The 13537-nt window shown below is 75.3% G+C and carries 12 protein-coding genes; 8 read left to right on the top strand and 4 right to left on the bottom strand.

What is annotated here, in order from left to right:
- Positions 1-98: 98 nt before the first annotated feature.
- From HT134_RS05060 to HT134_RS05045, 4 genes are all read left to right on the top strand, one after another.
- Positions 99-626 (top strand): hypothetical protein, encoded by a 528-nt coding sequence (locus HT134_RS05060; RefSeq protein ID WP_175599035.1) that lies wholly within the window; start codon positions 99-101, stop codon positions 624-626.
- Positions 623-1678 carry an Acg family FMN-binding oxidoreductase gene (locus HT134_RS05055; RefSeq protein ID WP_217707183.1) on the top strand — a complete coding sequence of 352 codons (1056 nt, stop codon included), beginning with the start codon at positions 623-625 and terminating at the stop codon, positions 1676-1678. Before HT134_RS05060 ends, HT134_RS05055 begins: the two co-directional genes overlap by 4 nt.
- A gap of 87 nt (positions 1679-1765) precedes the next feature.
- Complete coding sequence (locus HT134_RS05050) at positions 1766-5473, top strand: DUF8744 domain-containing protein (RefSeq protein WP_246363540.1); 3708 nt, start codon at positions 1766-1768, stop codon at positions 5471-5473.
- A gap of 67 nt (positions 5474-5540) precedes the next feature.
- A complete protein-coding gene (locus HT134_RS05045) occupies positions 5541-6503 on the top strand; it encodes an Acg family FMN-binding oxidoreductase (protein WP_175599034.1) in 963 nt (320 codons plus the stop codon).
- A 41-nt stretch (positions 6504-6544) separates the two neighbouring features.
- Here HT134_RS05045 and HT134_RS05040 read toward each other — a convergent pair whose 3' ends face one another.
- Positions 6545-7555: a zinc-dependent alcohol dehydrogenase gene (locus HT134_RS05040; protein WP_175599033.1), complete on the bottom strand. Its 1011-nt coding sequence runs from the start codon at positions 7553-7555 to the stop codon at positions 6545-6547.
- 217 nt (positions 7556-7772) lie between these two features.
- On the opposite strand from HT134_RS05040, the gene HT134_RS05035 reads away from it, so the two are divergent.
- The gene (locus HT134_RS05035; protein WP_175599032.1) at positions 7773-8471 is read left to right on the top strand and encodes a CBS domain-containing protein; all 699 of its coding nucleotides are present in this window, start codon (positions 7773-7775) and stop codon (positions 8469-8471) included.
- Positions 8472-8495: 24 nt separating this feature from the next.
- Here HT134_RS05035 and HT134_RS05030 read toward each other — a convergent pair whose 3' ends face one another.
- Positions 8496-9146 (bottom strand): response regulator, encoded by a 651-nt coding sequence (locus tag HT134_RS05030; protein ID WP_175599031.1) that lies wholly within the window; start codon positions 9144-9146, stop codon positions 8496-8498.
- A gap of 150 nt (positions 9147-9296) precedes the next feature.
- Between HT134_RS05030 and HT134_RS05025 the strand changes: the two genes are divergently transcribed.
- The gene (locus HT134_RS05025; protein ID WP_175599030.1) at positions 9297-10103 is read left to right on the top strand and encodes a universal stress protein; all 807 of its coding nucleotides are present in this window, start codon (positions 9297-9299) and stop codon (positions 10101-10103) included.
- Between the two features lie 6 nt (positions 10104-10109).
- Here the strand turns inward: HT134_RS05025 and HT134_RS05020 are convergent, their stop codons facing one another.
- Positions 10110-10721, bottom strand: a complete 612-nt coding sequence (locus HT134_RS05020) for a hypothetical protein (RefSeq protein ID WP_175599029.1) — start codon at positions 10719-10721, stop codon at positions 10110-10112.
- A 217-nt stretch (positions 10722-10938) separates the two neighbouring features.
- Between HT134_RS05020 and HT134_RS05015 the strand changes: the two genes are divergently transcribed.
- Together HT134_RS05015 and HT134_RS45255 are read left to right on the top strand one after the other, a co-directional pair.
- Entirely contained in the window at positions 10939-11703 is a 765-nt protein-coding gene (locus HT134_RS05015) for a sigma 54 modulation/S30EA ribosomal C-terminal domain-containing protein (protein WP_175599028.1), read from the top strand.
- Positions 11704-12025: 322 nt separating this feature from the next.
- A complete protein-coding gene (locus HT134_RS45255) occupies positions 12026-12295 on the top strand; it encodes a YciI family protein (protein ID WP_175599027.1) in 270 nt (89 codons plus the stop codon).
- Between the two features lie 31 nt (positions 12296-12326).
- Here HT134_RS45255 and HT134_RS05000 read toward each other — a convergent pair whose 3' ends face one another.
- Positions 12327-13511: a cytochrome P450 gene (locus tag HT134_RS05000; protein WP_175599026.1), complete on the bottom strand. Its 1185-nt coding sequence runs from the start codon at positions 13509-13511 to the stop codon at positions 12327-12329.
- Between the last annotated feature and the right edge of the window lie 26 nt (positions 13512-13537).

Here is a 13537-nt window from a genome sequence, read left to right as displayed (position 1 = left end):
GTGGCGGTCCCGCGGGCCCTGCGTCCGCCACCGGCGGCGCACCCCGCTCGGCGCGCGCCGATGACCGGCATCCATCGTTTCACGGCAAGGAGCAAGACATGAGGGTGGTCCGAGTGGCGGCGGTGCTGCTGCTGGCCGGTGCGGGCGCCGCGATGACGGTCGCGGGCCCGGTCATGGCCGTCCAGGGCAGGAAGGCCCGCGCCGAGATCCGGGCGGAGCTGCGCGGGCAGTCGATCACCTTCCCCGGCGCGGGGCTGCCCGCCGAACTCGCCGCCCACGCGGGCCGGCCGGTCCTGACCGGCCCGCAGGCGCGGGCGTACGCCCAGGTGATCGGGGACAACGTGCTGACGGCCACGGGCGGCCGGACGTACGCCGAGGTCAGCGCCGAGCTGTTCGCCGCGGGCGGCGACGACGACAAGCTGCGGGAGCTGCGGCAGACCGCTTTCACCGGCCAGATGCTGCGGGCCTCGCTGCTGAACGCCTACCAGGCCTGGCAGCTCAGCACCCTCGTCATCGGCCTGGGCGCCCTGCTGACCGCCACCGGCGCCGCCCTGCTGGCGACGAGCACCGCGCTGGATCTCGATGGCGTGCCCGCTGCCGCCCCCGCGCCCGGAACGTCCCGATGACCGGACCCGGCGCCGTCCCCGAGACCGGTGCTCCCGCGGCCCGGCCGGGGGAGAGACCCTTCGCCACGCAGGCCGGCGTCCACCGGGTGATCGCCGCCGCCGTCGCGGCGCCCTCGGTGCACAACACCCAGCCGTGGCGCTTCCACCGCGTCGACGACGCCACCATGGACCTGTACGCCGACCTGGACCGGCTGCTCGCCGTCACCGACCCTTCGGGCCGCGGGCTGGGCGTCAGCTGCGGGGCCGCGCTGTTCAACCTGCGGCTGGCGATCCGGATGACCGGCCACGACCCTCGCGTCCTGCCGCTGCCCGACCCGGGCGGCCGGCCGGACCTGCTGGCCACCGTCCACGCCGCGCCCGGCGGCCCGCCCGGCGCCGACGAGCGGCTGCTGCACGACATGATCCCGCACCGGCGCACCAACCGTTCCCCCTTCGACGGCCGCCCGCTGCCGAGGGACGTCCTGGTCGCGCTGGTCGCCGCCGCCCACGGCGAGGGGGCCACGCTCGTCCCAGTCACGGGGCGGTCGGCGCGGCGCGTCCTGGACAGGGTGGCCGAGGCCGAGGCGACCCTCGCGGCGGAGCCGGCCTACCGCGCCGAGCTGGCCCACTGGACCCGGGCGGGGACGGGCGACGACGGCGTGCCCGGCCATGCCTTCGGCCCGCGCCCGAGGCATGGCGGGCCGCCCCTGCGCGACTTCGGCCTCGGCGGCGCGCCGAGCCCGCACGACGGGGGTGCGGAGCCTGCGGACTTCGAGCCGGATCCGCAGCTCGCCGCCCTGTTCACGGCCGGTGACGGGCCGCGCGACTGGCTGCGCGCCGGGCAGGCGCTGCAGCGGGTCCTGCTCACCGCGACCGCGCACGGCGTGGCGGCGTCGCTGTTCAGCCAGCCGCTCGACCTGCGCCCGCCCCAGCACCGGGGCGACCGGGTCGGCCCGCTCGGGCACGTGCAGATGCTGATCAGGCTCGGCTACGGCCCGCCGGTCCGGCCGGTCGCCCGTCGTCCCGTGGCCGAGGTCGTCGACAGCCGAGAAGCACGCCGCGTGAGGGCGTGACCGAGGGTGGCGACACAGCGGATCCCCGGCGCGCGACCGCGGACACCACAGCGCGGGCGATCGGGCCGGCCGGTGGCCTGGCGGCGGATGCCGCTGCTGGCAGGGGCCGGCGTCGCGCTCGTCGCCGGCATCGTGGGCGGGCTCACGCCGCTGGTCGCCGGGATCCCGGCGCCGGTGTCGTTCACCGAGCAGCACGGGCCGCTGATGGTGCTCGGCTTCCTCGGCACGCTGATCGCGCTCGAACGCGCTGTCGCGCTGCGCCGCCCCTGGGGGTACGCGGCGCCGGCGCTGGCCGCGGCGGGCGCGGCAGCCCTGGCCGCGGGCGCCGAGCGGGCGGGTCAGGTGCTGGTGACCGCCGCCGGGGGCTGGCTGGTGGGCGTCTACCTGGCGCTGCTCGGCCGGCGGCTGTCGCGGGAGACGTCGCTGCAGCTCGGCGGGGCACTGGCGTGGCCGGTGGCCGGGCTGCTGTGGCTGGCCGGCCGGCCGGTGCCGGAGCTGGTCGTCTGGTTCGCCGCCTTCCTCGTGCTGACGATCGCCGCCGAACGGCTGGAGCTCGCGCACGTCGTGCTCCTGCGCCCCGCGGCCTGGGCCGGCCTGCTGTTCGCCGCCGCCGTGGTCGGCGCGGGAGCCGTCGCGTCGTCCGCCTGGCCGGTGGCGGGCGCGCGCACGGCCGGGTGCGGGATGCTGGCGGTGGCCGGGTGGCTGGCCGTCCACGACGTGGCCCGCCGCACCGTGCGCGGCTCCGGCCTCCCTCGGTACACGGCCACCTGCCTGCTGGCCGGGTACGGCTGGCTGGCGGTGGCCGGGGCGCTGTGGGTGGCCACCGGGACGGCGTCCGGACGCCACCTGTACGACGCCGCGCTGCACGCGCTGTTCCTCGGGTTCGTCATGTCCATGGTGTTCGGGCACGCGCCGGTGATCCTGCCCGCCGTGCTGCGGGTGCGGCTGCCGTACCGGCCCGTCCTGTACGTACCGCTGGCCGTCCTGCACGCGGCGGTGACGGTGCGCGTGGCCGGTGACCTGGCCGCCGCGGAAACCGTGCGCGCGCTCGGCGGCGTGCTCGCCGCGCTCGCTCTGCTGATGTTCGCCGGATGCGCGATCGCTCTGACGCGCCCCGGCCGCGATAGGGAGGTGTCCGGCGTGGGTCCGGTCGACATCCGCATCGAGAAGGGCAGGCCCGAGGCCGCGCCCCCGCCGCCGCCGGCGCATCCCCGCGCGTCGTGGCACCTGAGGGCGAACGCGATCGTCGTCGCCTGGCTGGGCCTGACCGTCGCGGTGGCCCTGGCGGGCGACGTGCTGCCGGCGCCGCGCTGGCTGCTCGTCCACGTGTTCCTGCTGGGCGCGGTCAGCACCGCGATCCTCGTCTGGAGCGAGCACTTCACCGTGGCGCTGCTGCGTGTCCGCACGCCGCCGCAGCGCGGCAGCCTGACCAGGCTCGCCCTGCTCAACGCGGCGACGGTGGCGGTGCTGGCCGGAGTGTCGGCGGGGCCGTGGCCGCTCGCCGCCGCCGGCGCGGGCCTGGTGGCGGGCGTGGTGCTGTGGCACGGCACGGTCCTCGTCCTGCTGGTGAGGCGGGCGCTGCCGGGCCGGTTCGGGCACGTCGTCGGCTGGTACGTCGCCGCCGCCGGAGCGCTCGCCACCGGCGGCGTCCTGGGCGGGCTGCTGACGGCCCACCTGGGGCACGGCGCGGCGCACGAGCGGCTGCACGCCGCCCACGCCGAGGTGAACGTGTTCGGCTGGGTGGGCCTGACCGTGCTCGGCACCCTGTTCACGCTGTGGCCGACGGTCCTGCGGACCCGCATGTCGGAGGGGACCCGCCGGGCGTCGCGCGTGGGCTTGGGACTGGTCGCGCCCGGTCTGGCGGTGGCCGTCGCCGGGCTGCTGGCGGGCTGGCGGTGGGTCGCCTTCGCCGGGCTGGTGGCGTACGCGGCCGGCGGGCTCGCGGTGCTCGCCCCGCTGGCGGAGGCCCTGCGGCGCAAGCGGCCGCACACCGGGGCCTCGTGGACGCTGGCGGCGGCGATCGTCTGGTTCGAGGTGGCGCTGGCCGCCGATCTGGTGGTCGTGGCCACGCATCCGGCCCACGAGGTCGCCGCGGCGCTGGACCCGCTGCTGCCGCTGGTGGTCGTCGGGTTCGTCGCCCAGACGCTGCTGGGCTCCCTGCTGCACCTGCTGCCGGCGGTGCTGGGCGGCGGGCCGGCCCGGTTCAAGGAGAACGCGGCGCTGCTGGAGCGCGGCTGGGCGGTCCGGCTCGCGGCGCTCAATCTGGGGGTGCCGCTGCTGGCGCTTCCGGTGCCGCGGCCGGTGACGGTGCTGGGCTGGGCGCTGGTGCTGGGCTCGGTGCTGGCCTTCGTCGTCCTGGCGGTGACGGCGCTGACGCGAGCCCGGCTGGTCGGCGCTCGCCCGCCGGGCGCCGAGGACGCGAGGCGCGGCGGGAGGTGGCGGAGCTCCCTGCCGGCCATCGCCGGGGTGGCCGTCGGCTGCCTGGTGACGGCCGCCGCGGTCGTCGTCGCCACGTCCGGCGGGTCCGGGCCGGCGGCGAGGGTGACCGCGACGGGTTCGCGGACGGTCGAGGTGACGCTGTCCGGGATGAGGATCCGTCCCGCCGTGATCGAGGCGCCCGTCGGCACCGTGCTGACGTTGCGCGTCACCAACGCCGACGCGCAACGGCACGACCTGCGCCTGGCGACCGGCGAACGCACCCCGCTGCTGGCCCCGGGCCAGAGCGCCACGCTGACGCCGGCCCCGCTGGGAGAGCCGGTCGAGGGGTGGTGCACGGTGGCGGGGCACCGCGCGGCGGGCATGACCATGCGCGTCGTCCCGGTCGGCACGGCGGCGTCCCCGCCCCGGCCGGGCACCGGCCACGCCGGTCACGACGGCCAGGCCACGGCCGCCGCCGGACCAGCCGGGCTGGACCTGTCCGCCCCCATGTCGCCGGGCTGGACACCGTACGACGCGACCCTGCGGCCCGCGCCCGGCGGCACGGAGCACCATGTCGAGCTGCGCGCCGAGGACACCCGCGTGCAGGAGGTCGCGCCCGGGACGCGGCAACGCGTGTGGACGTTCAACGGCACCATGCCCGGACCGGTGCTGCGCGGCAAGGTCGGCGACGTGTTCGTCGTCACGTTCGTCAACGCCGGCACGATGGGACACGGCATCGACTTCCACGCCGGGGCGACCGCGCCGGACGGGCCGATGCGCACGATCCGGCCCGGCGAGCGGCTCACCTACCGCTTCCGCGCGGACTTCGCCGGCGCGTGGCTGTATCACTGCTCGACCATGCCGATGACCCAGCACATCGCCAACGGCATGTACGGGGCCGTCGTCATCGACCCGCCCGGCCTGCCGAAGGCGGACCGCGAGTACCTCCTGGTCCAGGGCGAGCTCTACCTCGGGGAACCCGGCAGCGACGCCCAGGTCGCCAAGATGCGGCGGGGCGAACCGGACGGCTGGCTGTTCAACGGCGTCGCCGCCGGCTACGACCACGCCCCGCTGCGGGCCGAGGCGGGTGAGCGGGTCCGTATCTGGGCCGTGGCCGCCGGCCCGAGCTCGGGCACGGCGCTGCACGTGGTCGGGGCCCCGTTCGACACCGTCTACAAGGAGGGCGCCTACACGTTGCGGACCGGCGACCCGGGCGGGGCGCAGGTGCTCGACCTGGCGCCCGCGCAGGGCGGCTTCGCCGAGCTGGTCTTTCCCGAGGCGGGCACGTACCCGGTGGTGGACCACACGATGCGCCAGGCGGAGGCGGGCGCGCACGGCCTGTTCAAGGTGGGCGGGGGCGATGAAGGCCCGCGCTGATCGCGGGAGCACCGCTCCCCGGCCCCGGCAGCGACGTCACGACACCGTGAAAGCCGAGAGGTGAACGATGGCCGGCCCCTTCGCCAGTCTCTCCGGCGTGCGCCGGATCGTCGAGGCCGCGGTCGCCGCGCCCTCCGTGCACAACACCCAGCCGTGGCTGTTCCACCACCTCAAGGACAGCGTGACCGTGTACGCCGACCTTGGCCGGCAACTGCACGTCGCCGACCCCCGAGGGCGCTGCCTCGGCATCAGCTGCGGGGCCGCCCTGCTCAACATGAGACTGGCCATCGGGATGACCGGCCACGAGGCCCGGGTCCTGCCGTTGCCCGCCCCGCGCGGAGCGCCCGATCTCCTCGCCGTCGTGCGGGCCGTCCCGGGCGAAGCGCCGTCGGCGGAGGAACAGCGGCTGCACGCCGTGATCGCGCGCCGGCGCACCAACCGCTTCCCCTTCGACGACCGCCCCCTGCCCGTCGAGGTCGCCGGCGACCTGGTCGCCGCGGCCCGCCGCGAAGGGGCCACCCTGGTCATGCTCGACAGCCGGGTGGGGCGCAAGGTCCTCGGCCTGGTCGCCGCCGCCGACAGGGCGCTCTCACGCGACGACGCCCATCGCCGCGAGCTGTCGTGCTGGACCGGGGACGGCGCCCGTGCCGACGGCGTCCCCCGCCACGCCTTCGGCGCCCGGCCGGCGGACACGGGGCTGCCGCTACGCGACTTCAGCCTGGGAGAGGGCGGGCAGGTGGCCGGATTCGAAGCGGATCCGCAGATCGCCGCGCTGTTCACCCGCGGCGACGGACCACGTGACTGGCTGGTCGCCGGCCAGGCGTTGCAGCGGGTGCTGCTCACCGCCACCGCTCAGGGTGTGTCGGCGTCGCTGTTCAGCCAGCCGCTGGACCTTCCGGACCGGGGGCACGGTGACGAAGCCGCCGGGCGGCTCGGGCACCTGCAGATGCTGCTGCGGCTGGGGTACGGCCCGCCGGTCCCCGCCGTGCCCCGCCGTCCCCTGCACGAGGTCCTCAACACCCGCCCGTGAGGGGACGGCCGACCGGGTGGCTCATGGCCTCCTGGAGGCGGTCACAGCTCGAAGACGAGGCGGGCGGGCACGGTCCCGGCGAGGACGTCGTCGAAGGACTGGTTGATCTCCTCCAGCTTGCGGGTCTCGTAGACGACCTTGGTGCGTCCCTGCGCGTGCAGCTGGAAGACCTCGGCCAGATCGGCGCGGGTGCCGACGATCGAGCCGATGACGCTGATGCCGCCGAGCACGGTCTCGAAGACGGGCAGGCTCATCGTGTTGTCCTTCGGCAGGGAGACCAGGACCAGGCGGCCGCCGCGCCGCAGCGAGGCGTGGGCCTGCTCCAGCACGCGGGGATTCGCGGCCAGCACGACGGCCACGTCGGCACCGCCCAGCCCCCTGATCGCGGCCACCGGGTCCTCGGCGGCGGCGTTGACCGTGTGCGCGGCGCCGAGGTCACGGGCCAGCCGGAGCTTGTCCTCGGTGACGTCGACGGCGATGGTCCGGCCGCCGAAGATCTGCGCGTACTGCTGGGCGAGATGGCCGAGCCCGCCGATGCCGAAGATCGCGGCACACTCGGCGGGGCGCAGGCCGGAGACCTTGACCGCCTTGTACGTGGTCACGCCGGCGCAGGTCAGCGGCGCGGCCTCAGCGGGCGGAACGCCGTCGGGCACGGGCACGACGTAGGCGGCGTGGGCGACGGCGTACTCGGCGTGACCGCCGTCGAGCGCGTACCCGGTGTTCTGCTGGGACGCGCACAGGGTCTCGCGGCCGCTGACGCAGTACGCGCAGACGCCGCAGGCGTACCCGAGCCACGGGATGGCCACGCGCTCGCCGACGGTCCGGCCGGTCACGGCGGAGCCGAGCTTCTCGATGACGCCGACGCCCTCGTGGCCGGGGGTGAACGGCAGCGCCGGCTTGACCGGCCAGTCACCGTGGGCGGCGTGGATGTCGGTGTGGCACAGGCCGCTGGCCTCGATGCGGACGAGGACCTGGAACGGCTCCGGCTCGGGGACGGGCACCTCCCGCACCTCGACGGGCCTGTCGAAACCGGTGACGACGGCAGCGCGCATGGCTCTTCTCTCCTTCGGTCGGGCCCTCACCCTCCCGCGCGGGACGACACCGTGATCAGGGCCGAACGTCCCGCGCGACCCTGCCGTCGGTCACCCGCTTCGCGAGCACGTCCCCCGTCGGGCAGGCGGCCTGACCAAAGCCGCGGCCGGCGGGACCTCCGGCCCTGGAGGGCGGGCCGGGCGAGGCGGTGGCATGGCAGGCAGAAGGGGAGGACCCATGTTGCGGATCAACGTGAGGGACGTCATGACCACGCATGTCGCCTCGGTCGAGGGCGGCACGCCGTTCAAGGACGTCGCCGAGCTGCTCGTGCGGCGCGAGGTCAGCGCCGTGCCCGTCCTGGCCGCCGACGGCACAGTCGTCGGCGTGGTGTCCGAGGCGGACCTGTTGCGCAAGGAGGAGTTCCGGGAGCAGTACTACGGGGAGGACTACCGGCCGCGGCTGCGGACCCGGTTGCGCCACAGGCTGGCCGGGCACGGCGAGGACCCCGGCCACAAGGCCGAGGGCGTCACGGCGGCGCAGCTGATGTCCTCGCCGGCGGTGACGGTCGCCCCGGACGCCTCGACGGTGACGGCCGCGCGACTCATGGACGCGCACGGCGTCAAGCGCCTGGTCGTCGTGGACGACGACGGACGGCTGATCGGCATCGTCAGCAGGCGCGACCTGCTCAAGGCGTACGTGCGCGACGACGGCGAGCTCAAGCGCTGGGTCGAGGAGGCCATCCCCGAGCAGGCCCGGTGGAACGACCGGACGGGCATCGTCGTCCAGGTGCGGAACGGCATCGTGACGCTGTCCGGGCACACCTCCACGCGCGCCGACGCGAGGGCGGCCGTGCACATGGCCAAGGGACTCGGCGGGGTCGTCGGCGTGCGCGAGGAGCTCGTCCGGGACCGGGACGACCGGGGCGGTACCCCCTGACGCGGGACCGGCCCGGGGCCGCGGTCAGGCCGTTCGGTCGCGCTTGTCGGCGCGCAGGCGGGCGGCCAGCGCGGCGGCCTGGGTGCGGCGCTGCATGCTGAGCTTGGCCAGCAGGTTGGACACGTAGTTCTTGACCGTCTTCTCGGCGAGGAACATCCGCTCGCCGATCTGCCGGTTGGTCAGCCCCTCGCCGATCAGGTCCAGGATGTGCCGCTCCTGCTCGGTCAGCGCGGCGAGGGGATCCTTCCGGTCCGCCTGCTCGCGTATCCGCTGCAGCATGGCGGCGGTGGTCTGCGGGTCCAGCAGCGACCGCCCGGCGGCGACCGTGCGCACCGCGCCGACCAGGTCGGAGCCGTGGATCTGCTTGAGCACGTAGCCGGACGCCCCGGCCATGACCGCGTCGAACAGCGCGTCGTCGTCGGCGTACGACGTCAGCATCAGGCACGCCAGCCCCTGCACCCGGGAGCGCACCTCGCGGCACACGTCCACGCCGCTGCCGTCGGGCAGGCGCACGTCCAGCACCGCCACGTCGGGCCGGAGCGCCGGGATGCGGGCGACCGCCGACTCGGCGGTGCCGGCCTCGCCGACGACCTCGATGTCGTCTTCGGACTCCAGCAGGGCGGCCACGCCCCGGCGGACGACCTCGTGGTCGTCGACGAGAAAGACACGAATCATGTCCTCGACGTTATCGGAGCATCGGCACCGGCAGAAGGATCACCCCATTCGTGGATCTTGGTGGCGAAAGGCCCCCCGCAATGAGGCCGTTCGGCGCTGTGCCGGTGACCTGCCTCTGCGGTGTTCTGGAGGGGAGAACCTGGAGGGATCATGATTGTCGTCGGTGTGGACAGCTCGCGGGCCGCTCTGGAGGCCGCCGCATGGGCCGCACGGGAGGCGGGACTGCGCGACGTGCCGCTCCTGGTGGCGCACGCCATGCCACGGTGGGCGTACGAGGGCGGCACGGACCGCTACGCGGAGGTGGCCGCCTGGATGCGCGACGGCGGAAGGGCGGTGCTGGCGGCGGCGGAGGAACGGGTGCGCCTGGAGCGCCCCGGGATCAGCGTGACCACGACCTTCCTGCCCGACGACCCGCGCACCGCGCTGATCGACGCCGCCAAGGACGCCGACCTGCTGGTCGTCGGCAGCCACGGGATCGGCGGCTTCCGCGGCATGCTGGTCGGATCGGTCGCCTACGGTGTGGCCGGGCACGCCGCCTGCGACGTCGTCGTGGTCCGCGAGGCGCCCCCGTCGTCCTGCCCCGAGATCGTCGCCGGGGTCGACGGTTCGCCGGCGTCCGGCCGGGTGCTGGAGTTCGCCCTCACCGAGGCCCGGTTGCGCGGCGCCCGGCTGCGCGTGGTCACCGTCATCCCCGAGGGGTTCCCGCCGGCCGAGACCGATGAGCCGCACCCGGCGGACGCGACCCTCGCCGAGCGGCACCCGGACGTCCCCGTCATCGAGGAGATCGCCCACGGCCACCCCGTCGAGGTGTTACGGCAGGCCGCCGACGGCGCCGACCTGCTGGTGGTGGGCTCTCACGGGCACCGCGCGTTCGCCGGCATGCTGCTGGGCTCGGTCAGCCACGAGCTGCTCCACCACGCGCCCTGCCCCCTGGCCGTCGTCAGGAACGCGGGGTGACCCGGCCTACGTCCGCGCCGGCAGCGCCACGTGCGCCACCGTGGTGAAACGGCCGTGGGTCACTCGTGTGTGGGCGTGCGCGGCCGCCCGGCGTACCTCGTCGGCGAGGACGGCGCCGATCTCGCCGGGGAACGACAGGTACACGTGCACCGTGCCGTTCACCTCCACGAGCTCCACCTGCGGATACGCGCCCGCGCCCGGCAGCAGCGGCCGGACCGCGTCGACGACGGCCCGGCGGGCCGCGGAGCCGGTCGGCGTGACCGTCTCCGCGCAGGCCTCGACCAGCTCGCCGGGGTCGCATCCGGCCACGACCTCGTCCAGTCCGGTGCCCACCGGCGGGGGCCCGGCCACCAGCACCGGAACCTGCGCGCGAAGGGCGCACATGACCCCGGCCTCTCTGAGCGTGAACGGGCCCGGCGCCAGCCGGACATCCACCAGCAGATCCGCGCCGCCGTCCGCCAGCGGGCAGCGCCCGCCCGGCGCCATCCCGCCGCATGGCGCGGCCGACGCCTCCGCGCCCGGAGGGTGGCAGTAGGCCACGTCGTGTCCCTCGAGGGTGAGCAACGCCCCGGCCACCGCGCCGCCGGAGGGGTCCGACTCGGTCATCACGATCCGCATGTGACCAGCCTGTCGTCAGAGCTCACGGGCCGGCAGGGGCGAAAGTCCGTCCGGTGGCGGGCCGGAGACCTCGGATCGTCCCCAGCGGTCCCATCGGTCACTTCCGCCACCCTGAGCACAAGGTCCCCACGCGGTGAGGGCCAAAGCCCCTGGCAGCGCGTCCGGACCGGTCGGAGAGTGGGATCACCATCAACGGATGCGAAGAAGGTGCTGACGCATGAGGCACAGGACCATCGCCCTTGAGGCCGCCGACGTGCACGTCAAGACCCGTGGCGGGATCCCGTCCGCCGACGTCCGCCGCGCCCGGCACACCGTGGCCGAACTGACCAGGCTCGCCCACGCGCCGGTGCTCCGGGCCACGGTCAAGCTCTCCACCGGGCCGGGGCTCGCGCAGGAGCGACGTACGGCGGAGGCCGTCCTGGACGTCCAGGGGCGGCTCGTCAGGGCCCGGGCCGGCGCCGCCTCCACCCGCGCCGCGATCCACCTGCTCGGCGACCGGCTGCGGACGCGGCTGCTGGACGTCACCAGGCAGGGGGACAGCCGGCGGGGACGCCGCCAACGGCAGCGCCCCCCGGCCCGGCTCGCCGGGGAGCGGCGCGTCGTCCGCACCCTCGCGGCGGCCCGTGTCCTGCCCGAGGAGGCGGTGGCGGACATGGAAGAGCTCGACTACGACTTCCTGCTGTTCACCGAGGCCGTGACGGGCCAGGCCGGCGTCGTCTACCGCACCGGCGACGGCTACCGGCTCGCCCGGCTCACGCCCCGGCCGGACCTGCCGGCGCCGGCAGGCGCGGCCATCTCGGTCAGCGCGGTGCCCGCCGCACGGCTCACCACGGACGAGGCCATCGAGAGGCTGGAGCTGACCGGCTTCCCGTTCGTCTTCTTCGCCGACGCGAGCACCGGCGCCGGCTGCCTCCTCTACCGCCGGTACGACGGGGATCACGGACTGGTCACCAGCGTCCACGACACCGGGCGACAGCCGTAAGGCCGCTGGCGGCTCACTTGACGTCGCGTAGGACGAGTGTCCCGAGATCCCTCTAGGACAGTCGGCAGGGTTACGAGCACACGTCCTTCGCGGCGATCGCGCAGGCCGTGCGCATCTCCCGGGGCAACTTCTCCTACCACTTCAAGTCCAAGGACGACATCCTCGACGTGGGAGGCCGAGGAGGCCGACCCGGCCGGCCGCATCCGCAGGTTCGTCGAGATCGTGGTGACCAACCGCGCCGACATCCAGAACTACGGCTGCCCGGTGGGCACCTTGACGACAGAGCTGGGCAAGCTCGGCCATCCCGCCCTGGACGCGGCCCATGGTCTGTTCACGCTCTTCCGCGCCTGGCTGCGCGAGCAGTTCGAGCAGCTGGGGCACCACGAGCGGGCCGACGCGCCGGCGATGCACGCTGGTCGGCGGCATCCAGCCGGGGCTGGGCGGCGCGATCCTGGCGGCCGACACGTCCCGGGAGGAGCTGGAGAGCCGCGTGGCGGCCGACCCGTTCGTCGCCGAGGACGTCGTCAGCGCGGAGATCGTCGAGATCGCTCCCTGGCTGGCCGACGACCGCCTGAAGTTCCTGCTCGCCTGAGCCTGCCCCTGCCCCTGCCCGGGGCCGCGGGTCACCAGGTCACGGGCAGCGCGGTCAGGCCGCCGGTCAGCACGTTCGCGTCGAAGGTCAGCTCCTCCACCGCGCAGCCCAGCTCCAGGGCGGGGAAGCGGGCGACGAGCCGGGAGAAGACCACCTGGAGCTCGACGCGGGCCAGGGGCGCGCCGATGCAGTAGCGGGCGCCGTGACCGAAACTCAGATGCGGCACGGCGGGGCGGCCGATGTCGAAGCGGTCGGGGTCGGCGAACGCGCCGGCGTCGTGGTTGGCCGCGCCGACGTCCAGCAGCACCAGGTCTCCGGCGCGCACCCGCGCTCCGGCGATCTCCAGGTCGGTGCGGGCGTAGCGGGGGATGCCGCCGCCGCCCAGGCCGGGCGCGCGCAGGATCTCCTCCACCGCCGCGTCGACGCGGGACGGGTCCTCCACCAGCGCCTGCCACTGCCCAGGAGCGGCCAGCAGCCACAGGGCTCCCTCGCCGATCGCGGCGACCGTGGTCTCGTGGCCGGCGAACAGCAGGAACATGCCCATCGTGGCCGCCTCGTCGTCACTCACCCCGTCGGTCGCGGCCAGCCGGGAGATGACGTCGGCGTCCGGGTCCCCTTCGGCCCGCTTGCGCGCCACCAGCCGCTGCCCGTAGCCGAACAGCTCGGCCAGCCCCTGCTCGGAGCGGGCCCGATCGGTGATGTCCGCGGCGGCCCGCGTCCATTGCCGGAACCGGCCGCGGTCGGCGAACGGCACCCCGAGCAGCTCGCAGATGACCGCGATCGGCAGGGGCAGCGCCAGCGCGGTGTGCAGGTCGGCGGGCGGTCCGGCGGTGGCCAGCTCGTCCAGCAGCTCCTCGGTGAGCGTCTCGACGCGCTCGCGCAGCGCGCGCATCCGCTTGGGGGAGAAGTGCGGCTGCAACAGCGAGCGCATCCGCCGGTGGTCGGCCTGCTCGGTGTCGAAGTCGCCCAGCGGCCCGCCGAACATCGCCGACTCGCCGGTACGGGAAGCGCGTTCGGGCTCGCGGTGGGCCCGGCCGAGGCGGTCGTCGTCCAGCAGGCGGCGCACCTCCTCGTAGCCGGTCACCAGCCAGGCCGGGTCGCCGACCGCGGTCCGGACGGCGTGGACGGGGCTCCTCGACTGCAGCTCGCGCAGCAGCGGCGCGGGCCGCAGGGGATGAGGCTGCTCGAACGGCAGCTGAACGGGGCCTGACGGCACGGCTCCTCCATGAAGTAGACGAGCAT

Source organism: Nonomuraea rhodomycinica (genome assembly GCF_013363995.1).
Taxonomy (GTDB): Bacteria; Actinomycetota; Actinomycetes; order Streptosporangiales; family Streptosporangiaceae; genus Nonomuraea; species Nonomuraea rhodomycinica.
This window is presented reverse-complemented; position numbering and strand designations above follow the sequence as displayed.

What these genes read in the sequence shown, in the direction of transcription:
- HT134_RS05060 (WP_175599035.1), top strand. Translation starts at nt 99, where the DNA reads ATGAGGGTGGTCCGAGTGGCGGCGGTGCTGCTGCTGGCCGGTGCGGGC.
- HT134_RS05055 (WP_217707183.1), top strand. Translation starts at nt 623, where the DNA reads ATGACCGGACCCGGCGCCGTCCCCGAGACCGGTGCTCCCGCGGCCCGG.
- HT134_RS05050 (WP_246363540.1), top strand. Translation starts at nt 1,766, where the DNA reads ATGCCGCTGCTGGCAGGGGCCGGCGTCGCGCTCGTCGCCGGCATCGTG.
- HT134_RS05045 (WP_175599034.1), top strand. Translation starts at nt 5,541, where the DNA reads ATGGCCGGCCCCTTCGCCAGTCTCTCCGGCGTGCGCCGGATCGTCGAG.
- HT134_RS05040 (WP_175599033.1), bottom strand. Translation starts at nt 7,555, where the DNA reads ATGCGCGCTGCCGTCGTCACCGGTTTCGACAGGCCCGTCGAGGTGCGG.
- HT134_RS05035 (WP_175599032.1), top strand. Translation starts at nt 7,773, where the DNA reads ATGTTGCGGATCAACGTGAGGGACGTCATGACCACGCATGTCGCCTCG.
- HT134_RS05030 (WP_175599031.1), bottom strand. Translation starts at nt 9,146, where the DNA reads ATGATTCGTGTCTTTCTCGTCGACGACCACGAGGTCGTCCGCCGGGGC.
- HT134_RS05025 (WP_175599030.1), top strand. Translation starts at nt 9,297, where the DNA reads ATGATTGTCGTCGGTGTGGACAGCTCGCGGGCCGCTCTGGAGGCCGCC.
- HT134_RS05020 (WP_175599029.1), bottom strand. Translation starts at nt 10,721, where the DNA reads ATGCGGATCGTGATGACCGAGTCGGACCCCTCCGGCGGCGCGGTGGCC.
- HT134_RS05015 (WP_175599028.1), top strand. Translation starts at nt 10,939, where the DNA reads ATGAGGCACAGGACCATCGCCCTTGAGGCCGCCGACGTGCACGTCAAG.
- HT134_RS45255 (WP_175599027.1), top strand. Translation starts at nt 12,026, where the DNA reads ATGGTCTGTTCACGCTCTTCCGCGCCTGGCTGCGCGAGCAGTTCGAGC.